Raw genomic sequence first — 21,774 nt, 5'->3', positions numbered from 1 at the left:
ATGTTTAAATGGTTGCATCCTTACGCTAAGCCTGAAACCGTTTATCACCTGTGTGGTCGCTGGTATCCGTGGTTGATGGCCCTGGCCTTATTGCTGTTGCTGTTGGGTAATATTTGGGGGCTAGCCTTTACGCCACCGGATTATCAGCAGGGCGACAGCTACCGTATTATTCATATTCATGTGCCCTCGGCCATTATGTCGATGGGCAGTTATTCCGCCATGGCCATTGCCGCTTTTATTGCGCTGGTGTGGCAGGTAAAAGTGGCGCAGTGGTCTGTATTGGCTATAGCTCCTATCGGCGCCGTATACACAGCCATAGCGTTAATTACCGGTATGGCCTGGGGTAAGCCAATGTGGGGCACCTGGTGGGTATGGGATGCCAGGCTTACCTCCGAGCTGATTTTATTGTTTTTGTATCTGGGTGTTATCGCGCTGAGCGGCGCTTTTTCTGACCGGCAAACCGGTGCCAAGGCGGCCTCGTTATTGGCGGTTGTTGGCGTGATCAATCTGCCGATTATTCATTTTTCGGTGGAATGGTGGAACACTTTGCATCAGGGCGCGTCTATAACCAAGTTTGCCAAGCCGTCGATAGATCCGAGTATGTTGTGGCCTCTGTTGATCAGCATACTGGCATTTAAAGTGCTGATGCTGGCATTGTTGTGCCTGCGCCTGCGCACGGCCATTTTACTGAACGAGCAGCACCGGCCCTGGGTTAAAGCAATGGCGGGAGAAGAATAAATGCATTTTCAGTCGTGGAGTGATTTTTGGGCCATGGGCGGTTACGGCCTCTTTGTCTGGTTGTCCTTTGGCATTACCTACGCCTTGTTAGTGGCCCTTATCGGTTACAGCCATTACCAGCAACGCCAGTTTAAACGGCAATTGGCGCAAAAGCTGGCGCGTGAGCAACGTATTAAGCAGTATCAGGAGCAAACAGAGTAATGCAACCCAGACGTCAGAAACGGTTAGTCGCAGTGTTACTGGTCATTGGCCTGCTAACGGCGGCTGTAGGCAGCATGTTATATGCGTTGCAGCAGAATATTGACTTATTTTACACGCCAAGCCAGCTGGTCGAGGGGCTGGGTAAAGATAAAATCAAGCCGGTTGTCGGTCAGCGTCTGCGTATTGGCGGTATGGTGGTTGAGGGCTCAGTAAAGCGTGACCCGGACTCATTGAAAGTCAGCTTCGATCTGGTGGATACCGGCCCGCTGGTAACAGTGACATACGAGGGCATCTTGCCGGACCTGTTCCGTGAAGGCCAGGGCATAGTGGCGCAGGGCACTCTGATTGATGCCACTACCATTGCCGCCACCGAAGTACTGGCTAAACACGACGAGGAATATATGCCGCCTGAAGTGGCAGAAGCGTTAAAAGGCATCCGCCATGTACCGCCGTCGCAACAAGGCGATGTCAGTCGTCAGAACAGTTCTGATAACAGCACAGAAGGACGTTACTAATGATCGCTGAAGCCGGTCAGCTGGCGCTTACCTTTGCTTTTGCGCTGGCGCTGTTATTAGCCCTGGTGCCGTTATATGGCAGCTTTGTCGCCAACCAGCGTATGCTGCTGCTGGCCAAGCCACTGGCGTTGGGGCAATTTATCTTTTGTTTGCTGGCCATGCTGGCGCTGATTTACGCCTTTCGCACTAACGACTTTACCGTAATAAACGTAGCGCAAAATTCCAGCTCCAGCTTACCCTGGTATTATCAGATCACGGCCAGCTTTGGCTCGCACGAAGGCTCTATGTTGTTATGGGTACTGATGCTGGCCGGCTGGACAGCACTGGTGGCGCAGTATTCCAAAGCACTGCCGCTGCTGTTGCAAGGCCGTATTCTTGGCATTCTGGGGCTAATTTGCGTTGGCTTTATCGCCTTTTCGCTGTTCATGTCTAATCCGTTTGCGCGTAGCCTGCCGTTTTTCCCGGTAGAAGGGCGCGACCTTAATCCGCTGTTGCAGGATTTTGGGATGATTTTACACCCGCCATTGTTATACATGGGCTATGTCGGTTTTGCGGTGGCCTTCGCTTTTGCGCTGGCAGCCCTGATGGGCGGCCGCTTTGACAGCGTTTGGGCGCGTTGGGTACGGCCCTGGGCCTTAGCCGCCTGGTTGTTCTTAACCCTGGGCATTATGCTGGGCAGCTGGTGGGCTTACAACGAGCTGGGTTGGGGCGGTTGGTGGTTCTGGGACCCGGTTGAAAATGCCTCTTTTATGCCCTGGCTGGCCGGTACGGCATTAATTCACAGCCTGGCCGTAACTGAAAAACGCGGCACCTTTAAAAGCTGGACGGTGCTGCTGGCACTGGCGGCGTTTGCGTTAAGTTTGGTTGGCGCCTTTTTGGTCCGCTCCGGTGTACTGGTGTCAGTGCATTCTTTTGCCACTGACCCTGGCCGCGGTATGTATTTGCTGGTGTTTTTGCTGCTGGTCGTCGGCGGTTCGTTATTACTCTACGGCAGCCGGATGAACTCGGTGCGCTCTCAGGCCCGCTATCAGTTGTTCTCTCGTGAGATGTTGCTGTGGGGCAATAATATCTTTTTACTCACCGCCTGTTTAATTGTGTTTCTCGGCACCCTGTTTCCGTTGTTTCATAAAGAACTGGGGCTGGGCTCTATCTCTATCGGTGAGCCGTTTTTTAACCAGATGTTTTACTATCTTACTATTCCGTTTGCCTTAATGCTGGGCTTGGGCCCCTGGGTGCGCTGGAAACAGCAGCAACTGATGCCACTGATTAAGCCAATGGCGATGGTGTTGATAGCTGCGTTAATGCTGGCACTGGGCACACTGGCGCTAATGCAAAGTGTGCAGGCTAATCTGGCATTGCTGGGCTTGCTGCTGGGTGCTTGGGTGGGTGTTTCGGCGCTGGCCGAGGTGATGTTGCGGCTGAAGCAATTTGGCTCGGTGACAAACGGTATCAGCAAACTTAACGCCAGCCATTACGGCATGACGCTGGCACATATCGGTTTTGCGGTACTAGTAATTGGCGTGGCAATGACCAAAACCTATACGGTCGAGCGCGATGTGCGGATGCAGGAAGGTGATACGGCGGTGGTAGCGGGCTATGAATTTACCCTGCAAGACGTATACGAGCTGAATGGCCCGAACTATGGTGGTCAGGCGGCTGAGCTGGATGTGTCAAAGGCGGGCAACTATGTGACGCATCTGCACGCGGAAAAGCGTTTTTACCGTATCCAAAAAACCATTATGACCGAATCGGCAGTGCATGCACGATTAAGCCGCGACTTATATGTATCATTAGGTGAAGAGCTGCCGGGTAATGCCTGGGCCATGCGGATACAGGTAAAACCCTTTGTGCGCTGGATTTGGCTCGGCGGCTTGTTAATGGCGTTAGGCGCCTTACTGGCACTGTGTGATAAACGCTACCGGCGTAAACTAACGGGGTATAATCAAGCCAATGCGTAAGATAATTTTTTATGCGCCGCTGGCGCTGTTTTTAGCGCTGGCGTTGTTTTTACTCAGTGGCTTATTCTCAGATCCACGTGAGCGCGCCTCGGCCATTATCGATAAGCCCTTACCAAACTTTGCGCTGGCTGACTTAATGCAGCCAGACAAAATCTGGACGCCAGAGGCATTAACCGGCGAAACCTTTTTATTAAATGTCTGGGGTGTCTGGTGTCCTACCTGTAACGCTGAGCTGGGTTATTTAACCGAGCTGCGTCAGCAGGGGGTTAACATTGTCGGTCTGTACTACGAACTGCCACGTGATCCGGCCTTTGACGCTCCCTTTGACCTGGCTGTGCTGCAACAGGACGTAGCATTAAAACTGCAGCAGCAAGGCAACCCTTATCAGTTTAATATGCTTGACCTTGAGCGCAGCCTGTCGCTGGATCTGGGCGTTAGCGGTGCGCCGGAAACCTTTATTGTTGATGCCAACGGCATAGTGCGGGCGCACCATATTGGCGACATTAACCCTCAGGTATGGCGCACTAAGCTGGCGCCCTTGTATCAGCAATGGAGCCAGCCATGAGAGCACTACTGTTATGCGGCTTGCTGTGCGCCAGCATTAGTCTGATGGCACAGGATATATTGCCGTTTGACAACGAGCAGCAGCGGCAGTTGTTTAATCAATTAACCGAAGAGCTGCGCTGCCCGCAGTGTCAAAACCAGAATATTGCTGACTCTAACGCCATTGTTGCGGTAGATATGCGGCAAAAAACCTATCAGTTGATCCGTGAAGGTAAAGACCGGCAACAAGTGCTGGACTATATGGTGCAGCGTTATGGTGACTTTGTGCATTATCAGCCGCCGCTAAACCGCTACACCCTGTGGTTATGGCTGGCGCCAGTGTTATTACTGCTGGGCCTGGCGGCGACCGGTATCTACCGGCGCACACGGCACAGCGCAGAGCGCGACAATACTAACCCGGCCAATCTTAATACCGAGCTGGACCAGTTGATTGAACGTTACCGGAGTAAAAAACCATGATCTGGCCGCTGTTGTATGCTGCTATCGCTATGCTGTTTTTCACCGCCTTATGTCTGTTCTGGCCTCGCCGCGCACCGGCGCAGGCGAAACAAACGCCGGCACAGTTATTTGAAGAGCGCTTACAGTTGCTGGCGCTGGCACGAGATAGCGGCGAGCTGGCGGAGCAGGACTTTACCAGTGCAGCGCAAGAGCTAAAAGCGCAGTTTCTGGCGCAACAGCAAACGGCCGATACCACAAGCGCTGGCAGCAGTTGGCGCTTACCGGTAGCCCTGTTGCTGCTGGTGGTGTTGTGTGTTGCAGCCATTTATGCCAGTACCGGCCATTACCGGCAATTGGCCGACTGGCAACTGGCACAGCAGCAATTGCAGCAGTATGGCGAGCGCGCGCTGCTGGGGCAGGGCGAGCCGTTGTCAGATCATGAAACAGAACTTTTTGCGCTGGGGCTACGTAGCCGGCTGGCGAACGAAGGTGACGACGCTGTAGCCTGGATGCTGCTTGGCCGCATCCGTTTGTCACAAGGTGCGGCAGAGCAAGCCGTAGACGCTTTTGAACGTGCACTAAAGCTTTCACCAGAGCGGGTGCCGCTGCTGTTAAGTTATGCCCAGGCGTTAATTCTGTTAGCGGACGATAACAGCCTGGCCCGTGCCGGACGGGCGGTTGCGCAGGTATTAAGCCGTGATAGTAACAACAGTGATGCATTATCATTGATGGCGCTGATTGCCTATGAAAAGGGCGATATGGCCGAGGCGACCAGTGCCTGGCAACTGCTGTTACTGCAATTGCCGCAGGACGATCCGCGTTATGGCGCTGTACAGCAACGCTTAGCCGAGATGGGCGCAGAAATTAAAAGCCCGGGCCGGCAAATTAGTGTCACTTTATATGTCGACCCCAGGCTAAAACAGGCTAATCCGGATGCCAGCTTATTTTTATTCGCCCGCGCCAGTGAAGGTACTGGCCTACCATTAGCGGTGCAGCGTATTCCGCTGCCAGAAGGGAAGGTACACTTGTTGCTTACCGAGCAAATGGCAATGCAACCTAACTGGACGCTGGCCAGCACTGATCAGGTGCAGGTGGTAGCGCGTATGTCGTTATCGGGCACGGTAGAGCAGCGCCCGGGTGATATCCAGACCGAATCTGGCCTGCTGGATTTAACCGCAACCTCAATTTCGATTTCTTTAACGTTGGAACCCTGATATGGCTTTTACTCTTATGCTCAGGCTAGCCGCGCTGAGTAGTGTTTTACTGCTGGGCGCGTGCGCGTCTAAACCTGCCACTGAACAGGCGGCAGTGCAGCAGCAGGCTGACTATAGCGACAGCCGCGATCCGCTGGAAACCATTAACCGGCCATTATGGGACTTTAACTACGACATTCTGGATAAATACCTGTTGCGTCCGGCGACAGTGGGCTATATGGCTGTTGTGCCCAAACCGGCGCGCAAAGGCCTGGTGAATGTAGCCAACAACCTGAATGAGCCGGCCAGTTTTGTTAACGGAGCCCTACAGGCCAAGCCAGACCGAGCGGCTATTAGTGCCGGTCGCTTTTTAGTTAACAGTACGCTGGGCCTGTTTGGTTTATTTGACGTGGCCAGTGCCATAGGTTTACAGGAACAAAACGAAGACTTTAGCCAGACCATGGCGGTGTGGGGCGTAGGCGACGGTGCCTTTTTAATGCTGCCGGCGCTGGGGCCCACCACAGTGCGCGGTACTGCCGGCGGGGTGGTGGATAACCTGTATTTTCCACTTGGCTTGCTAAACACCCCGCTATCAATAACCCGGGCGTTAGTTGGGGCGCTGGATAGCCGTGAACAGTTGATGTCGATGGAGAATTTACTGGAAGAATCGCTTGACCCTTACGCCTTTATTAAAGAGTCTTACTTTCAGCGCCAACAGTTTAAAATCTACGATGGTAATCCACCACAGCCAGAAGAGCCGGAAATTGACGAAGACGTGTTTGATGACTTACTCGACGATTTAGAGTAACACTCAGTTAAGCCCGTTTAAAGCCAATGCGAAAGCCTCCCCAGTGCCGGCCGTTAACATAGATCGGCACTGATAAATCATGCAAAATCTCTCCGGTATCCCGCTTATAGGTTTGCAGCAGCATGCTTTGGGTATGGCTGCCGCAGCGGCTGCCGGTGCGATCACTAAAGATGCGTTTACTGCGGTTTTGTACTAAGTCTTTGTCGTAATTGCCGCTTAGCGGCTGGTTAAACTTAGTGTTGTGCGTTGGTGCATAGCCTTTACGGTCAACGGTAATGGCATATTGCACCTGCTTATGTCTGGCTAAAATGGGCTCCTGAATAGCTGGCAGCTGTTGATCGGTAAAGCTGTCAAAGCCGGTATGGTATTTAGTTGGTTTAGTGCCGGCAATCGGCTGATATTTGTCGCTGAATAACGCCTCCTGACTGAGTTTGCCCTGTGCCAGCGCCTGGCTGAACAGGTTGCCAATATCTGCCGCGGCCTGCTGTGCGTCGCGCAGGATATCACTGTAAAAACTGTGGTTGCTCAGGCTATTGAGCTCACGGTAAATGCTCTCGGTTTCCTCTGACAAGCCAATCGCCTGTTCGGCAACCGAGCCACCTTTAGCGCTGATATTGGCCAGTGTCTGGCTAATACTGTCAACCGATTGCGCCAGCGCTATGCTGGTGTGGTTTAGCTCACTGCTGGCCTGCTCAATCTGCTCCAGGCTGCCAGACGTATCGGCAATTTGCCGATTAATGCCGGCAAAGCCATCGGCCACCTGGGTTAACTCATGCTGTACCGCGCTGCCGCTGCCTTGCAGTTGCTGCATTTGCGCTGCTGTGTGTTGGCTTTGCTGGCGGATGTCGCTGAGCATGGCGGCAATATCCTGAGTGGCGGCTGCCGTTTTTCCGGCCAGTGAGCGCACTTCGTCAGCAACAACGGCAAAGCCGCGCCCTTGCTCCCCGGCCCGGGCCGCTTCTATTGCGGCATTTAATGCCAGCAGATTCGTCTGCTCGGCCACCGTGTTGATCACCTCAGTAATGCGCTGAATATTATCGCTGCTGCTGCGCAGTTGTTGTAAATCATCGGCGGCCTGGCTGACAGCCTGCACCAGGGTGTTAATACTCTGCACAGCGCTGTGTAACTGGCTATCAGCGTTAACCGAGGCGCTGGCTGTCTGTTGCAAGGTGGTGGCGATAGCTTGTATCGACGCTGTCAGCTGGCTGCTGGTGCTGGCCAGCGAGTTGCTAACATCGGCAATGTTTTCACTGTCGTCTCTGCTGTGCTGAATATCGTTAATCAGGCTATCAATATAAAACGACACTTCGGCCGCGCCGATGGCCATTTTTGACGTCGCCTGGGTAATGTTATCGGCCGTATTGGCCAGTTGTTCAGCTTGTTCAGCGCTGTCATCAGCCTGCTGTGGTGTGGGCCAGTACAGGTAGCCAAGCAGCAATACCGGTGCCGCCAGCAGCGGCCATATTGCCGCGCCGGTTAACATAAACAATGCCGTTTGCGTCAGGGTAAACAGCAAGACAAATAACGCAGGTTTGGTGTTGTGGTTAAACATAAAAGCCCCGCAAAACAGCAAAACACAACAATTGATAAGTATGCAGTGTTAGTAGTTTGTTGTGCGCTGTCAATTGTTTATCGGTGGTAGCCGACTAAAGTCTACTTTGCACAACAGGCAAAAAATTTAACCCCGTTTGCACCGCTGGTTCGTCTAATCACTAAATAACGCCCCCATGTGATTAAGGAGCCTTTATGTCAACACTGAGCAGTGCCAATGTTATTCGGTCAGAACCGGTAAAAATAACCAGCGCTATGCTATCCGCTGCTGTGATCACCATTTTATTATTTGCCGCCATGCAGCAACTGATAAAAAGCAACACAGCAGCGCGGCCTGAACCGGTTCAGGCTGAGCCGGTTCAGCTATACGAGGTAGCAGAAGACTCTGAAATTATAGTACGCCAGACGCCGCCACCAATGCCACCGGCACAACAGCAGCCGTTACCCAAGCCGTTGCCACCGGTTGATAGCACGCCGAATATCAGCCCGGGGCCGGTCAGTATAGCCCCGGTGCAGCTACCACAGCATGGTGGACCGGACAACGGCTGGACCGCGGCTGATCGTGGTGCCACACCGCTGGTCAGGGTAGAACCGCGGTATCCGACCGACGCGGCCCGTGATGGCATCAGTGGCTGGGTAAAGCTGGCGTTTACTATCGCTGCCAATGGCGCCGTTACCGACGTCAGCGTAATCGCGGCTGAACCGGCCAGAGTGTTTGATCGTGAGGCAATACGGGCATTACGCCGCTGGAAGTATCAGGCAAAAATTGTTGACGGCGTCGCGGTCAGTCAGCCCAATATGCAGGTTCAGCTCGATTTTAGTTTACAAACAGACTAGGCTGAGATCACAGGGTAAGCGCAAGGAGTCGTAATATGGCATTATCCTTTTTTATCAGTGGCTTTGGCAGCAAAGACTACAGTAGTGAGCAGTTGTATGCCTTGTATCGTGATAGCGCAGACACCGCGTTTTTGCAGCAGCTGATTACCTTACACGGCGATGCGTTGTATTACTACCTGCTACGTCAGTCTGATCGTCAGCTGGCTGAAGATATCAGCCAGCAATGCTGGCTAAAATTACTCGAGCAGCCAGACGGTTTTGGCGGTAACAGCAGTTTTAAAACCTGGTTGTTTACCGTGGCCCGTCATTGTCTGATTGATGAATTACGCCGGCGTAGCCGCTGGCTGGCCGAAGACATCACCGCGCCGCTGGTTGATACAACAACCTGCCCGCTGCAACAGCTTAACGTACAGCAACAACAGCAGCGCTGGGCAGCACAGTTAAATGCCTTACCCTTTTTGCAGCGTGAAGCGCTTATGCTGCAACTGGAGGGTTTTACGCTGGCGCAAATCAGCCAGATAACGGCGCAGGGAGAGGAAACCGTTAAAAGCCGGCTACGATATGCAAAGCAGATGTTGCAACAGTTGAACGGAGCATCCAATGAACAGGCCTGATCAATTTGAACAACAACTACAACAGCAATATCAACACGATAAGGCCAGGCATGTGCTGCCGGCGCAGGTAAAAAATGCGCTGCTCAAACAGGCCCGGCAAAATCAGGCCAGGCAAAGGCATAAGGCCGGTTGGTTGTGCCGCAATGGTTGGCAAGGGCTGTGGCGTAACACCCAGCTGGCGTTATGCTGTGCTTTACTGCTATTGCTGGGCTATCTGTTGCAGCCGGTGCAGCCGCACAGCCCTTTGTATTATCAGATAAGCTATAGCCAGGATGAAGCGTATCGTCAGGTGCAACATCATGTGGCCAGCAATATCCGGCCACAGCGGCAAAGCAACGCCCTGGCACAGGCGCAGCAGCAATACCGGCTATCCGGTGAGCAGAGTAGGGCCTTTTATGCGCAAACTGGTCTGTTGCAGCAACAGCAGGATCATTGGCAAATAAAGGTATGTGACGAGCTACTGCTGACAATTGATAAACAGTTGCTTCGTCAAATTGACTTATCGGCGGATATTACACCGCAGTTTGCGCAGTGGGTAGAATTTACCAGTGACGCCGCTGGCTTACTTATCGCAATCAAACCCGCAGCGGCGCCGCTACACTGCAGCCAGGGGTAAATTGGTGTCAGGCTAGCGCGCGGCGGGCTAAAAAAGCGTTGCACCTTTTTACGGTTCGTGTCGTAGTATTAACTCTACTCAGTGCGATGTCAGGAGCCGTACCATGCTAAAACAGACCATGCTAAGACAGATCATGTTAGCCCTGGTCGCTGCGGCCAGTTGCTCCGTGTCCGCAGCCAGCGCTCCGGTGCGGCTTATTATTACGTTAGAGCAAGGTGCCAGTGCTGACAGCCTGAGCGCAGTGCGTGCGGCCGACGCTTCACATGGCCAGGCCCGTGAGCTGCGTACTTTTGCTCATCTGCCACAACTGGCCGTGGCAAGCGTGCCCTCAGACACACCAGTGCCGCAAGCACTGGCGCAGTACCGGCAAATGCCGGGCGTTAAAGCGGTAGAGCTTGACCATAAAGTACGTAAAACCCAAACCAGCAATGATCCCTTGTTTAATCAGCAATGGCACTTAAACGCCGATAACGGCATTAATGCTGTGGCCGCCTGGGACAGCACCACCGGCGATGAGCAGGTGGTGATAGCCGTAATTGATACTGGTATAGATTATCTGCATCAGGATCTGGCGGCCAATATCTGGCAAAATCCGGCCGAGATTACCGGTGATGGTATCGACAACGACAACAACGGCTATATTGACGATATTTACGGTATTAACCCGGCCGATGACAACGTCGACCCTATGGACGAAGATGGTCACGGCACCCTTGTCGCCGGTATTATCGGTGCCCGTGGTAACAACAACCTCGGCGTAGCCGGCATCAACTGGCAGGTCAAATTGTTACCCTGCCGCTTTATGGACGTCAATGGTGATGGCTTTATCAGTGATGCCATCGCCTGTCTGGATTATCTGCTGGATTTAAAACAAAACCACGGCGTAAACATCGTTGCCAGTAACAACTCCTGGGGCAGTCCGTCGTATTCACAGGCACTGTATAACGCTATCGCGGCGCACCATCAGGCAGGCATACTGTTTATCGCCAGCGCCGGTAATGATAATACCCAGGCCGCATTTTATCCGGCGGCCTTTGATTTACCCAATATTATTAGCGTCAGCGCACATCAGCAAAGCGGCGCTAAGGCCGGTTTTGCCAATTATGGCCGCCACTGGGTCGACTTATCCGCCCCCGGCGTGGCCATTTATGCCACCGATTTAGCCGATGCCTATAGCCAGGCCTCCGGCACCTCTATGTCGGCGCCGATGGTAAGCGCGGTAGCGGGCTTGTTAAAAGCAGCCGAACCCTCACTTAACGCGGCGCAATTGCGGGCCAGGCTGCTGGTGTCCGGCGTGCAGGCCAGTGACGATACGCTGGCGCAGCAAACCAGCACCGGCCGGCTGCTGCTGGCCAGTGGTGATAACCAAAGTGGCGCGCTTAACTGCGTTAATGCGCAGCTGCAACGGCGTGTCAAACCGTTAAGCAACCAGGTATTTCTGGCGGCTAATACCGCGCTGGAACTCCAGGTGCTGAGCCTGGATTGCGACGGCAACAGCATCGCCACCAGCGTCACCCAGGGCGATGACGCCCAGCCACTGGCGCTGAATGATGCCGGCCAGCAATTTGACCGTTTTGCTGATGATGGTCTGCACAGCGGCAGCTGGACCTTTGACGGCAACAATACCGTGCTTAATTTTCCTGATGGCCAGGTACAGGTGCAGCTGCGCAACGATGATTTTTGCATGCTGAATAATGTGAGCGAAATTCCCCAGGCAGAATGTGCGGCCCTGGTGCAACTGTACTATGACACTCAGGGGCAGGACTGGCTAAATCAGCAAAACTGGCTGCAAACGGCCACGCCCTGTAACTGGCACGGCGTCAGTTGCAGTGCTGGCCGGGTAACCTCGCTGGTATTGGATGACAATGGCCTGGTCGGGCAGTTACCGGACAGCCTGAATCAGTTAAGTGAGCTGACCGAGCTGGATCTTAGCTTTAATGCGCTGCAGGGCAGTTTTCCGCCTGCGCTGCTGCAACTGACTAAACTGCAACGTTTGCAGTTATGGAACAATGCCTTTGATGGCGCCATTCCGCCAGCATTAGCCAATTTAACCGAGCTTGTCGCGCTGGATTTATCCTTTAACCGTTTTAGCGGCGCGCTGCCATCCGGATTGGGCAATTTACCCCAGTTGCGTGAGCTGTTTGTCGAGAATAACTTTCTCAGTGGCGCTGTGCCCTCGACACTGGGCCAGCTTAGCCAGTTGCAAATATTATGGCTGGAGAATAACGATTTTTCCGGCACCTTGCCGCAAAGTTTAATTGAGCTAAGCCAGCTGCAGTCGTTTAGTTTTGCCGGCACCGATGTATGCGCCCCGGCTAACGCCGGCTTTGGCAGCTGGCTGGCCCAGCTTGAGGTGCTGGAAATAAACACCGATTGCGCCAATACCGCGCCTCAGGTGTCGGCGGGCAGTGCGCAAACCGTTAGCAGCGGCACCACTGTGCAGCTAAGCGCCAGTGCAACCGATGCAGAATTTAATGTGTTGTCTTACCAATGGCAGCAACTGTCTGGCCCGGCGGTCAGCTTAAGTGAGCCAGAGGCTTTAACCAGCCGTTTTACCGCCCCCGTTGTCAGTAATGATACCCAGCTGCGGTTTCGCTTTACTGCTGACGACGGCATTAGCCAAAGTAGCGCCGAGGTCAGCATTACGGTGCGCGCTACAGCTGGCAGCGGCAGCAGTAGCGGCGGGACTTCGGGCGGCAGTATGGCCGTTTTAGCGTTGGTATTGCTGGTGGTGTTATTCGCCTTAAGGCTTGGCAACGGCGCGCTGACTGCCTACAATGCCGGCCGGCTTTGCCGTTGTGGTACAGCATAACAAAGGATAAACAGGCAGGGTGAAAGCGTTTTTTTCTGCAGTTGCAGGCTGTTTTCTGGCAGTTTCGCCATGGGCCACTGCTGATAGCAGCCCCTTACCGACAGAGGTATTGGCACCGCTGGTGGCTGATTTTGATCAGTACTATGCAGCTAAACTGGCCGAACACGATATTCCGGGCGCGACTTACGCCATAGTGCAGGGCAATAAAATTATTGCTACTGCTGGCTTTGGTGTGCGCCAGCGTGGCAGCAACACCGCCGTCGATCCCTATACCGTGTTTCGCATTGCGTCAGTGTCAAAAACCTTTGCCGCTGGTCTGGCGGGGTTGCTCGAAGCCGAAGGCCACTTTAGCTGGGACGATAAGCTGGTGGACTATCTGCCCGGGTTCTCATTTAAAAGCAAAAAATATAACCAGCAACTGAAGCTAAAACATCTGTTGTCGCAAAGTACCGGTGTTATGCCTAACGCCTATGATAATTTAATTGAAGCCAATGTGCCGCTGCAGCGGATTTTGCCGCAGTTTGGCAAAATTGACCCGCTTTGCCCACCCGGCCAGTGCTATGGCTATCAGAATGTGCTGTTTAGTTTAATTGAGCCGGTCATGCAGCAGGCCACCGGTAAAAACTATGCCCAGTTGCTGCAGGAACGTATTTTTACCCCCTTACAGTTACCTACCGCTTCTGTGGGGCTGGATGGGTTTTTTAGCACAGAAAACCGCGCTATGCCGCATGTGCGAGCGCGCGGAAAATGGCACAGCACCAAAGTGGCAGAAAGCTATTACCGGTTTGCTCCGGCAGCAGGGGTTAATGCCAGTGCCATCGATTTAGGCTATTGGCTGATCGCCCAACTGGGCCACAACCCGCAGGTGTTTTCTGACACTTTACTGCAAAGTCTCACCGACAAGCGCATTAAAACCCGGCGCGATTTACGCCGTAAAGAGTGGCGGCGTTATTTAACGGATGCCCACTATGCACTGGGCTGGCGCGTATACCAGTTTGGCCAGGACACCCTGATGTACCATGGTGGCTGGGTCAAGGGCTACCGCGCTGAGATTGCTTACTCGCGTGAGCATCAGCTGGGGCTGGTGATGCTGATGAACGCCGAGTCTAATCTGATTAACGAACTGGGCACCTATTTCTGGTCGGGCATGCTGTCAGCTATCCATCAGCAGCGTTTAGACAACACAACCACTGCCGACTGAATACGTATTCAACTTGAGTCTTTTCTGTACAGGGCGTATTAATCTTAAACGATAAAGATTATAACTGCTTTGACAAGACGGGGGACAACAAGATGTATTATCAAGCCGGTTTTACTGATCTCTGGCACCGCCTGGCCTGGCTGCTGGCCAGCCTGAGCATGCTGACGGCATGCAGCCAGCCACTTAGCACGACAGCTGCGCACAGTGACCCATACCAGGCCACGCCTTACGTGCAGGTGGCGCACCCGCAGTGGAGCAAAAACGCGGTTATTTATCAGATTAACACCAGGCAGTTTACGCCCGAAGGCACCTTTGCCAGCGCACAACAGCAGTTACCGCGGCTAAAGGCGTTGGGGGTGGACATTCTCTGGCTGATGCCAATTCAGCCAATAGGAGAGTTAAACCGTAAAGGCCGCCTCGGCAGCCCCTATTCAATAAAAGACTACTATGGTGTTAACCCCGAGTTTGGCAGCCTGGACGACATTAAAGCCTTTATCCGTGCCGCCCATGAGCAGGGCATGTACGTGATCCTTGACTGGGTCGCCAACCACAGTGCCTGGGACAATAAACTGGTGAGTGAACATCCCGAATGGTATATCCGCGATTGGAAAGGGGATTTTCGCCCCACGCCCTGGTGGGATTGGAGCGATATTATCGAGCTGGACTACAACCAACCGGGCCTGCGCAAGTATATGACAGAGGCGATGAAGTATTGGGTAAAAGAGGTTGGTTTCGATGGTTTTCGTGCCGATGTTGCCGGCTTTGTACCACTGGATTTTTGGAACAACGCCCGTAAGGAGCTGGATGCTATTAAGCCCGTCTTTATGCTGGCCGAATTTGAAGGCCGCGATTTTCACGCCCGGGCCTTTGATATGACCTACGGCTGGACCTGGCATCAGGCCGTGCATGCCATAGCGCAGGGCCATGCTGACGTTAACAAGCTGTACGTCTATTACTCCTGGAATGAAAAATACTACCCGCAGAATATTATGCGCATGCTGGGGGTGAGCAACCACGACCAAAACGCCTGGGAAGGCACTGAGTTTGAGATGTTTGGCGATGCGCTACCAGCGGTGATAGCGTTATCGGTCGTCGGTGAGGGCATGCCGATGATCTATAACGGTCAGGAAGTGGGTAACAACCGGCGACTGGCGTTTTTTGAACGCGACCCTATTATCTGGCATGACGACAAGGGTAACTTTATCCAGCATGAAAACGGCGCCTTGTACCAAAAGCTGTTTGCGCTGAAAAAAGCCAACACCGCGCTGTGGAATGCTGATTGGGGCGCAAGGATGATCCCGGTGCATAACAGCCAGGCTGCGCAGGTGCTGAGTTTTGTCCGGCAAAACGACAAGGATAAAGTTTTTGCGGTGTTTAACTTTAGCGACAGCGAGCAGAGCGTTAACTTTAAAGCGCATTTACATCATGGCCAGTATCGTGAATATTTAACTGGCGATAACGCTGAGTTTAGCGCTGACACTAAGCTGATGCTGGCGCCCTGGTCTTACCGTATTTACATTAAAAATTAAACGCTCAACACTCGGCATCCGGGGCGCATTAGTGCGCCCCTACCTCAGCTTCAGTTGCGCTGATATATATCCAGTAAAAAATCGACGCTGATGGCCGGCAGGCCTTCGGCAAACTGCTGCTTTTGCTCAGCGCTGAATTTCCATGCCAGCGGCACCATCTGCACCAGTGCCAGCACATCTTCGCTGCGGTTAAAGTGCAGTGTAAATTGCAACCGCTGCCGCTTGCTATGCGCAAAGCCGTCGATCTGTGCAACCGCATCATCATGCAAGCGTACGCTGTCGTATACCGCTTGCTTAATTTGCACTAAGTGCTGTGGGCCTGGGGTGACGGTCAACAAATAACCGCCGGTTTTCACCAGCCGCTGCAGTTCGCTGGCTTTCGACGGGGCATAAATACGCACTATGGCGTCCAAGCTGTTATCGGCAAACGGCAGCTGATACGCGCTGGCAACACTAAACTGAATATCGCGGTTGGCTTTGGCAGCAAATTTAATGGCGCTTTTCGAAATATCCACGCCATACAGTTGCGACTGTGGCCGTGCTTGTTTGATAAAGGCTGTGTAGTAACCTTCGCCGCAGCCCAAATCCAGTATGCTGTGCGCTGGCAGTGGTGCCAGCATAGTGGTTACCGCCTTGGCCAGTGGCGCATACCAGCCGGCCTGTAAAAAGCTGCGCCTGGCTTGCATCATATCTTTATTATCGCCGGGGTCTTTCGAGTTCTTTTGCTGCACCGGTAATAAGTTAACATAGCCCTCGCGGGCAAGATCAAAGCTGTGGCGGTTAGCACACTGGTAGTAGTTGTCGGTCAGCAGCAGCGGCTGCTGGCAAAGCGGGCACAGGTACATAGCAACGTCTGGCTGGAAAAAAGGCGGTTAGTGTAGCAGCACAGCAGTGTTTTAGCCAAAGCCTTGCTATACTGGCGGGCGACAAACCGACGGTGCAGCTCAGGTAGCAGGCCGGTTAGAACCTGCTGCGCACAGGCGAAGAGTGTCTGAGCGAGCCTTGTGCGAGCGAGTTGCTTCGGCGAGCACAGCAGCGTTGTAACGCAAGGCCTGCGGTTTAGATGTACGTTAACCGGCCAGTACAGAAGAGTTAGAGGCCAAATTCTGGGCAACATTTTTAAGTATTAAACCGGAGCAGCAATGCAAGATTTAGAATTATGGACACTGGACGAACTGTGCGACCACGCCTTTGATATATTTGAAGAACTGGCCAGCGAAAACCTGTCCGCTGAAGATTATGCGTTATATCAGCAACATTATGAAAGCCGCGGCTATGTCGACTTAACACCGCCGGGCGAAGACTGGGTAGAGATCATGATGCAGGAGCTTGAACCCGAGCTGCACTTTGAAGCACAAATAGGCTTAAGCGGTGAAAACGGTGAAGCTGACAGGGTGCTGGCCCGCATCTTACTTAGCCGCGAAAAACACGAATCACTGTGCCATGCCCAGTGGCGAAGCCACTAAATAAACTAACAATGGCGAAGCTAAGCTGTAGGGGCGCATTATTGCGCCCTGAGCACCAACCCTGTAGGGGCGCATTATTGCGCCCGACAATAAACCAACAGTAGGGGCGCATCATTGCGCCCTGAGCACCAACCCTGTAGGGGCGCATTATTGCGCCCGATATTGCGCCCGATATTATTCCCAATACTGCGCCCGCTGGTTTATAAACCATCCGCCATAAAAAAGGGGCGTAACAATACGCCCCTACAGTAACATTTTGCGCTTAATGCACGCCGTGCATCCGCTTTCTCAGCCAGGGGCTAATCAGCAACATAAACACGCCCACACCCACACCAAAGTACATCAAAAAGCTGAATAACTCAGTGTAAGCATTTAACGCCTGGCTTACGTCAGCCACTTCACCGGCGTGGGTATCAATGGCCGCCAGCTTGGCCAACTGGGTGGCCAGCAGTTCGGAGTAAGCGGTAGCCAAAAACCAGGCACCCATCATTACGCCAACCACTTTATGCACTGCCAGCTTAGTTACCGCTGATAAACCCACCGGCGACAAACAAAGTTCACCCATCGTATGCAGCATATACGCCAGAATTAACCACCAGGCCGCCACTAAACCGGCGTCATTCGGGTGCTGTGCGCCATATACCAGCGCGCCAAAGCCCAAACCTGCCTGAATAATGCCCAAAGCAAATTTCACCGGTGTACTGGGCTCTAAGCCCTTTTTCGCCAGAAAAATCCACAGCATGGCGAAAAACGGTGCCAGCGTAATAATAAAGAAAGCGTTAAGCGAGCCAAACTGGCCGGCGGTAGCGTCATAACCAAACACGTTGCGGTCTAACACCCGGTCAGCATATAAGGTCATCGACGAGGCGCTTTGTTCAAACAACGCCCAAAACACTACGGTAGAGAAGGTTAATACGATAAGCACTAACATGCGGTCGCGCTCTACCTTGTTGCACTGGGTTACCATAAACCAGATCACGCCAATTAATACAACAACCGACATACCCAACAGGGTGTTGTGTACCACAGGGTTGTATTGTACCAGCTGCCACACCACAAACAGCGCAGGCAGGGTGGCCAGGTAAATTAACCACTCTTTATTAATGCCGGCGAACACTTTTTCTTTTAGCAGCGCCGGGTTGGCCGGCTCTGCATAGCCAAACAAGTATTTTTGGCCGGCTAAAAACACGATTAAGCCCAGCACCATACCAATACCGGCTAGACCGAAGCCATAACCCCAGCCGTAGGTTTCACCCAGATAAGTTACCGTAATAGTGGCAATAAAAGAGCCCAGGTTAATGCCCATATAAAAGATGGTAAAGCCTGAGTCGCGCCGCGCATCTTCTTTACCGTACAGCTGGCCCACTATGGTAGAGATATTCGGCTTTAAAAAACCGACGCCCATAATGATCAGCGCCAGTGAAAAGTAAAACACCTGTATAGCGCCACTGTCCTGCACCACCACGCCGTTTTCTATGTAGGCCTGAAAGCCTTCATAGGCCAAGCCTAAATGGCCCAGACACAACAAAATGGCACCAAAGGTGACAGCTTTACGCATCCCCAGATAACGGTCGGCCAGCATGCCGCCAATCACCGGCATCGCATACACCAAACCGGCATAGCTACCCAGCACATCCAGGCCGCCGGCATCGCTGAATAAGTGATACTTTGTTAAATACAGCAACAACAGGTATTTCATGCCGTAAAACGAAAAGCGTTCCCACATCTCGGTGAGAAAGCACACATAAAGCCCGACCGGGTGGCCGAGAAATTGCGGCTGACTGGCCGGTGCCAGCGTCGCAGTGCTTGAATCAGTCATGGAGTCCCCAGTTTTATTAGAATTATCTGCTTCTTTTTATGCCGAAGCTGCGCCGATTATGCAGATGTTAAGTGCCGTTGTCATCACCGGCACGGTTTGGATCGGATAAAAAGACTGATATTAGCGGCGTTAGCGCCGGTTTTGCTTAAGACTCAGGGTAAAGCTGAGCGCGCAGACGGGCAAAGTCTTTGCGGCACAGCGCAAAGGTAACAGGGCGGGTAATAAGCGGATACACGACCACCAGCAACAAGGCATAGCCGGCTATGGCCCAGCCATCGGCACGGGCAATCAATAAAAATAGCGGCACCAGCACCAGTAATTTAATAATATTCAACGTAATTTTGGTTGGCACCGGTAAATTATCGGCAGCTTTGCGGATCACCGCCATGCGCTGGGCAAAGGTTAACCCGGCAAGCTCGGGAATGTTCTGGCTGTTTAGATATAACATACTTGAGTCCTCGTCGTCGGCGCGCTAGTTTAGCGGTTGTGCCTATCGCTTTAAAAGGGCTTTTGGTAAGCTTTACGTCATTAACCACATAAGGATCTGTGATGATTAAAGTTCTCAGTGTGTTCGGTACCCGCCCTGAAGCCATAAAAATGGCACCGCTGGTCAATTTATTAACACAGCAAACTGATATCGACAGCCGCGTCTGTGTTACCGGTCAGCATAGGGAAATGTTAGATCAGGTGCTGCAACTGTTTGATATTAAGCCTGAATATGACCTGGCTATCATGAAAGCCGGCCAGGACTTGTATGATGTGACCACCAGCATACTGCTGAATATTAAACCGGTACTACGCGACTTTAAACCCGACGTGGTGTTGGTGCATGGTGATACCAGCACCACCTTTGCAACGGCGCTGGCCTGTTACTATGAAAAAATTGCCGTCGGCCATGTTGAAGCCGGCTTACGCACCGGCAATATTTACAGCCCCTGGCCAGAAGAGGCTAACCGCAAATTAACCGGTGCCATTACCCGTTTTCACTTTGCGCCAACGGCTACCTCAGAGCAAAATTTGTTAAATGAACAGGTTAACCCTGAGCACATCGTGGTAACCGGTAATACGGTCATTGATGCTTTACTGCAGGTGGTGGCAAAAATAGACCAGGATAGCGCCCTACAGGCCAGTTTTGCGGCACAGTTTCCTTATGGCCAGCAAGACAGACAGCTTATATTGGTTACCGGCCACCGCCGCGAAAGTTTCGGTGCAGGCTTTGACAATATCTGTGCCGCGTTAAAACAGTTGGCCAACGACTTCCCCCATTGCGATATTGTTTATCCGGTGCATTTAAACCCGAATGTACGCGAGCCCGTTTATCGACTGTTATCAGATGCGCCGAATGTCCATTTAATCGCACCGCTGGATTATCTGCCTTTTGTCTATCTGATGAGCCGCGCCACCCTGGTGCTGACCGACTCTGGCGGTATTCAGGAAGAAGCCCCGTCGCTGGGCAAACCCGTGCTGGTAATGCGCGATACCACAGAGCGCCCGGAAGCCGTTGCTGCCGGTACTGTTAAGCTGGTGGGCACTGATAAGGCGAAAATAGTCAGTGAGGCCAGCCGCTTACTTACCGATAGCGCCTATTATGACAGCATGAGTTTTGCCCATAACCCCTATGGTGATGGCAAGGCTTGTCAGCGTATAATCGACGCCATTAAAAATGGGGTCAGAGCACTCTGACACCATACCAAGACCCCACACGGAGATAAAAATATGGATATTACCAAGCAGTTAGCGACGGGGACCTATACCTGGCTGGTAACCGGTTGTGCCGGTTTTATTGGCTCTAACCTGATAGAGGCCTTGCTAAAAGCCAATCAGAAGGTGGTGGGGCTGGACAACTTTGCCACTGGTCATCAGCGTAATCTGGACGAAGTACAACAGCTGGTCAGCCCGGCGCAGTGGGCTAATTTTAAATTTATTAACGGCGATATCCGCAGCCTTAGTGTTTGCCAGCAAGCCTGCGCCGGCGTTGACTATGTATTGCATCAGGCGGCGCTGGGCTCGGTGCCGCGCTCAATAAACGACCCTATCACCACTAACGACACCAATATCAGTGGCTTTTTAAATATGCTGCTGGCGGCGCGTGATGCCGGCGTTAAACGCTTTGTTTATGCCGCGTCCAGCTCTACCTATGGCGATCATCCGGCGCTGCCTAAGGTAGAAGCGGTGATAGGCAAGCCATTATCGCCTTATGCTATTACCAAATACGTTAACGAGCTGTATGCCGACGTCTTCTCGCGCAGCTATGGTTTTCACTCTGTTGGCCTGCGCTACTTTAATGTGTTCGGCCCACGGCAAGACCCCAATGGCGCCTATGCCGCAGTGATCCCGAAATGGACCGCCGCGATGATCGCTAACCAGGACGTTACTATCAATGGCGACGGCGAAACCAGCCGCGATTTTTGCTTCGTCGCCAATGCGGTACAGGCCAATATTCGTGCGGCGCTGGCTGGTATCAGCCAAAGCGAAGTGTTTAACGTCGCCGTGGGCGATCGCACCACGTTAAATGACCTTTTTGCGGCGATTCGTCAAAGCCTGGCCGACAATGGCGTTCAGTATACAAAAACGGCGCAGTACGCTGATTTTCGCGCCGGCGACGTGCGCCACTCCCAGGCCGATATCAGTAAAGCCAGCGCTATGCTCGGTTATACGCCGGAGTATCGCATCCGCGATGGCCTGAAACTGGCGATGCCGTGGTATATTCAGCAGCAATAGCCATCCGGCAAAACGCATTAACTTAAAGCACGTAAACGGATTTACACAGGATTGATAGCATGAAAAATATCACAGACAGCCATATCGCCATTATCGGGCTGGGCTATGTCGGTCTGCCGCTGGCGGTCGAGTTTGGCAAGCATTACCCGACGTTGGGGTTTGACATCAACCAAGCGCGGATAAAAGAGCTAAA

At 52.8% G+C, this 21,774-nt stretch carries 21 protein-coding genes and 1 pseudogene; 18 read left to right on the top strand and 4 right to left on the bottom strand.

Annotated features, from left to right (window positions below; translation table 11 throughout):
• The 8 genes from EYB30_RS00110 to EYB30_RS00075 are packed head-to-tail and all read left to right on the top strand — an operon-like array spanning window position 1 to window position 6,415.
• A complete protein-coding gene (locus EYB30_RS00110; RefSeq protein ID WP_166835714.1) occupies window positions 1-738 on the top strand; it encodes a heme ABC transporter permease in 738 nt (245 codons plus the stop codon).
• Window positions 739-939, top strand: a complete 201-nt coding sequence (ccmD, locus tag EYB30_RS00105; protein ID WP_166835712.1) for a heme exporter protein CcmD — start codon at window positions 739-741, stop codon at window positions 937-939.
• Window positions 939-1,454, top strand: coding sequence for a cytochrome c maturation protein CcmE (gene ccmE, locus EYB30_RS00100; protein WP_166835709.1), 516 nt, complete (start codon window positions 939-941; stop codon window positions 1,452-1,454). The genes ccmD and ccmE overlap by 1 nt, the downstream gene beginning before the upstream one ends.
• Window positions 1,454-3,412, top strand: a complete 1,959-nt coding sequence (locus tag EYB30_RS00095; RefSeq protein WP_166835707.1) for a heme lyase CcmF/NrfE family subunit — start codon at window positions 1,454-1,456, stop codon at window positions 3,410-3,412. The genes ccmE and EYB30_RS00095 overlap by 1 nt, the downstream gene beginning before the upstream one ends.
• A complete protein-coding gene (locus EYB30_RS00090; RefSeq protein WP_166835705.1) occupies window positions 3,405-3,977 on the top strand; it encodes a DsbE family thiol:disulfide interchange protein in 573 nt (190 codons plus the stop codon). Before EYB30_RS00095 ends, EYB30_RS00090 begins: the two co-directional genes overlap by 8 nt.
• A complete protein-coding gene (locus tag EYB30_RS00085; RefSeq protein WP_166835703.1) occupies window positions 3,974-4,435 on the top strand; it encodes a cytochrome c-type biogenesis protein in 462 nt (153 codons plus the stop codon). Before EYB30_RS00090 ends, EYB30_RS00085 begins: the two co-directional genes overlap by 4 nt.
• Window positions 4,432-5,628 carry a c-type cytochrome biogenesis protein CcmI gene (gene ccmI / locus EYB30_RS00080; RefSeq protein ID WP_166835700.1) on the top strand — a complete coding sequence of 399 codons (1,197 nt, stop codon included), beginning with the start codon at window positions 4,432-4,434 and terminating at the stop codon, window positions 5,626-5,628. The genes EYB30_RS00085 and ccmI overlap by 4 nt, the downstream gene beginning before the upstream one ends.
• Window position 5,629: 1 nt before the next feature.
• Window positions 5,630-6,415, top strand: coding sequence for an MlaA family lipoprotein (locus EYB30_RS00075; protein WP_166835697.1), 786 nt, complete (start codon window positions 5,630-5,632; stop codon window positions 6,413-6,415).
• 7 nt (window positions 6,416-6,422) lie between these two features.
• Here the strand turns inward: EYB30_RS00075 and EYB30_RS00070 are convergent, their stop codons facing one another.
• Window positions 6,423-7,967 (bottom strand): methyl-accepting chemotaxis protein, encoded by a 1,545-nt coding sequence (locus EYB30_RS00070; protein WP_166835694.1) that lies wholly within the window; start codon window positions 7,965-7,967, stop codon window positions 6,423-6,425.
• A gap of 194 nt (window positions 7,968-8,161) precedes the next feature.
• On the opposite strand from EYB30_RS00070, the gene EYB30_RS00065 reads away from it, so the two are divergent.
• The 6 genes from EYB30_RS00065 (at window position 8,162) to EYB30_RS00040 (ending at window position 15,575) form a co-directional block, all read left to right on the top strand.
• Complete coding sequence (locus EYB30_RS00065; protein WP_166835691.1) at window positions 8,162-8,803, top strand: energy transducer TonB; 642 nt, start codon at window positions 8,162-8,164, stop codon at window positions 8,801-8,803.
• A 35-nt stretch (window positions 8,804-8,838) separates the two neighbouring features.
• A complete protein-coding gene (locus tag EYB30_RS00060) occupies window positions 8,839-9,417 on the top strand; it encodes an RNA polymerase sigma factor (RefSeq protein WP_166835688.1) in 579 nt (192 codons plus the stop codon).
• Window positions 9,404-10,033, top strand: coding sequence for a hypothetical protein (locus EYB30_RS00055; RefSeq protein WP_166835685.1), 630 nt, complete (start codon window positions 9,404-9,406; stop codon window positions 10,031-10,033). Before EYB30_RS00060 ends, EYB30_RS00055 begins: the two co-directional genes overlap by 14 nt.
• A gap of 103 nt (window positions 10,034-10,136) precedes the next feature.
• Window positions 10,137-12,845 (top strand): S8 family serine peptidase, encoded by a 2,709-nt coding sequence (locus tag EYB30_RS00050; protein WP_166835682.1) that lies wholly within the window; start codon window positions 10,137-10,139, stop codon window positions 12,843-12,845.
• Between the two features lie 19 nt (window positions 12,846-12,864).
• Window positions 12,865-14,046: a serine hydrolase domain-containing protein gene (locus EYB30_RS00045; protein WP_166835679.1), complete on the top strand. Its 1,182-nt coding sequence runs from the start codon at window positions 12,865-12,867 to the stop codon at window positions 14,044-14,046.
• 92 nt (window positions 14,047-14,138) lie between these two features.
• A complete protein-coding gene (locus EYB30_RS00040) occupies window positions 14,139-15,575 on the top strand; it encodes an alpha-amylase family glycosyl hydrolase (protein ID WP_206674534.1) in 1,437 nt (478 codons plus the stop codon).
• A gap of 50 nt (window positions 15,576-15,625) precedes the next feature.
• Here EYB30_RS00040 and rlmA read toward each other — a convergent pair whose 3' ends face one another.
• A complete protein-coding gene (rlmA, locus tag EYB30_RS00035; protein ID WP_166835676.1) occupies window positions 15,626-16,420 on the bottom strand; it encodes a 23S rRNA (guanine(745)-N(1))-methyltransferase in 795 nt (264 codons plus the stop codon).
• Between the two features lie 297 nt (window positions 16,421-16,717).
• Here rlmA and EYB30_RS00030 point away from each other — a divergent pair, with 297 nt between their 5' ends.
• Window positions 16,718-17,041: a DUF440 family protein gene (locus EYB30_RS00030; protein WP_166835673.1), complete on the top strand. Its 324-nt coding sequence runs from the start codon at window positions 16,718-16,720 to the stop codon at window positions 17,039-17,041.
• Window positions 17,042-17,303: 262 nt separating this feature from the next.
• Here EYB30_RS00030 and EYB30_RS00025 read toward each other — a convergent pair whose 3' ends face one another.
• Complete coding sequence (locus EYB30_RS00025; RefSeq protein ID WP_166835670.1) at window positions 17,304-18,860, bottom strand: peptide MFS transporter; 1,557 nt, start codon at window positions 18,858-18,860, stop codon at window positions 17,304-17,306.
• 145 nt (window positions 18,861-19,005) lie between these two features.
• A complete protein-coding gene (locus EYB30_RS00020; RefSeq protein ID WP_166835667.1) occupies window positions 19,006-19,308 on the bottom strand; it encodes a DUF6170 family protein in 303 nt (100 codons plus the stop codon).
• A gap of 101 nt (window positions 19,309-19,409) precedes the next feature.
• Between EYB30_RS00020 and wecB the strand changes: the two genes are divergently transcribed.
• The 3 genes and pseudogenes from wecB to EYB30_RS00005 form a co-directional block, all read left to right on the top strand.
• On the top strand, window positions 19,410-20,543 hold the full coding sequence (gene wecB, locus EYB30_RS00015) for a non-hydrolyzing UDP-N-acetylglucosamine 2-epimerase (RefSeq protein ID WP_166835663.1): 1,134 nt from the start codon (window positions 19,410-19,412) through the stop codon (window positions 20,541-20,543).
• A 33-nt stretch (window positions 20,544-20,576) separates the two neighbouring features.
• Window positions 20,577-21,581: an SDR family oxidoreductase gene (locus EYB30_RS00010; RefSeq protein WP_166835660.1), complete on the top strand. Its 1,005-nt coding sequence runs from the start codon at window positions 20,577-20,579 to the stop codon at window positions 21,579-21,581.
• Between the two features lie 59 nt (window positions 21,582-21,640).
• Window positions 21,641-21,774 (top strand): annotated as a pseudogene (locus tag EYB30_RS00005) (Vi polysaccharide biosynthesis UDP-N-acetylglucosamine C-6 dehydrogenase TviB); the annotation flags it as partial.

Source organism: Rheinheimera pleomorphica, assembly GCF_011634895.1.
In the GTDB taxonomy this organism is placed as follows: Bacteria; Pseudomonadota; Gammaproteobacteria; order Enterobacterales; family Alteromonadaceae; genus Alishewanella; species Alishewanella pleomorphica.
Note: the sequence above shows the minus strand (reverse complement) of the source record. Positions and strands in the feature narration are given on the sequence as shown.

What these genes read in the sequence shown, in the direction of transcription:
- EYB30_RS00075 (WP_166835697.1), top strand. Translation starts at nt 5,630, where the DNA reads ATGGCTTTTACTCTTATGCTCAGGCTAGCCGCGCTGAGTAGTGTTTTA.
- EYB30_RS00085 (WP_166835703.1), top strand. Translation starts at nt 3,974, where the DNA reads ATGAGAGCACTACTGTTATGCGGCTTGCTGTGCGCCAGCATTAGTCTG.
- EYB30_RS00025 (WP_166835670.1), bottom strand. Translation starts at nt 18,860, where the DNA reads ATGACTGATTCAAGCACTGCGACGCTGGCACCGGCCAGTCAGCCGCAA.
- EYB30_RS00050 (WP_166835682.1), top strand. Translation starts at nt 10,137, where the DNA reads ATGCTAAAACAGACCATGCTAAGACAGATCATGTTAGCCCTGGTCGCT.
- ccmE (WP_166835709.1), top strand. Translation starts at nt 939, where the DNA reads ATGCAACCCAGACGTCAGAAACGGTTAGTCGCAGTGTTACTGGTCATT.
- EYB30_RS00030 (WP_166835673.1), top strand. Translation starts at nt 16,718, where the DNA reads ATGCAAGATTTAGAATTATGGACACTGGACGAACTGTGCGACCACGCC.
- EYB30_RS00010 (WP_166835660.1), top strand. Translation starts at nt 20,577, where the DNA reads ATGGATATTACCAAGCAGTTAGCGACGGGGACCTATACCTGGCTGGTA.
- EYB30_RS00020 (WP_166835667.1), bottom strand. Translation starts at nt 19,308, where the DNA reads ATGTTATATCTAAACAGCCAGAACATTCCCGAGCTTGCCGGGTTAACC.
- EYB30_RS00065 (WP_166835691.1), top strand. Translation starts at nt 8,162, where the DNA reads ATGTCAACACTGAGCAGTGCCAATGTTATTCGGTCAGAACCGGTAAAA.
- ccmD (WP_166835712.1), top strand. Translation starts at nt 739, where the DNA reads ATGCATTTTCAGTCGTGGAGTGATTTTTGGGCCATGGGCGGTTACGGC.
- EYB30_RS00070 (WP_166835694.1), bottom strand. Translation starts at nt 7,967, where the DNA reads ATGTTTAACCACAACACCAAACCTGCGTTATTTGTCTTGCTGTTTACC.
- EYB30_RS00060 (WP_166835688.1), top strand. Translation starts at nt 8,839, where the DNA reads ATGGCATTATCCTTTTTTATCAGTGGCTTTGGCAGCAAAGACTACAGT.
- EYB30_RS00110 (WP_166835714.1), top strand. Translation starts at nt 1, where the DNA reads ATGTTTAAATGGTTGCATCCTTACGCTAAGCCTGAAACCGTTTATCAC.
- EYB30_RS00095 (WP_166835707.1), top strand. Translation starts at nt 1,454, where the DNA reads ATGATCGCTGAAGCCGGTCAGCTGGCGCTTACCTTTGCTTTTGCGCTG.
- EYB30_RS00055 (WP_166835685.1), top strand. Translation starts at nt 9,404, where the DNA reads ATGAACAGGCCTGATCAATTTGAACAACAACTACAACAGCAATATCAA.
- wecB (WP_166835663.1), top strand. Translation starts at nt 19,410, where the DNA reads ATGATTAAAGTTCTCAGTGTGTTCGGTACCCGCCCTGAAGCCATAAAA.
- EYB30_RS00040 (WP_206674534.1), top strand. Translation starts at nt 14,139, where the DNA reads ATGTATTATCAAGCCGGTTTTACTGATCTCTGGCACCGCCTGGCCTGG.
- rlmA (WP_166835676.1), bottom strand. Translation starts at nt 16,420, where the DNA reads ATGTACCTGTGCCCGCTTTGCCAGCAGCCGCTGCTGCTGACCGACAAC.
- EYB30_RS00090 (WP_166835705.1), top strand. Translation starts at nt 3,405, where the DNA reads ATGCGTAAGATAATTTTTTATGCGCCGCTGGCGCTGTTTTTAGCGCTG.
- ccmI (WP_166835700.1), top strand. Translation starts at nt 4,432, where the DNA reads ATGATCTGGCCGCTGTTGTATGCTGCTATCGCTATGCTGTTTTTCACC.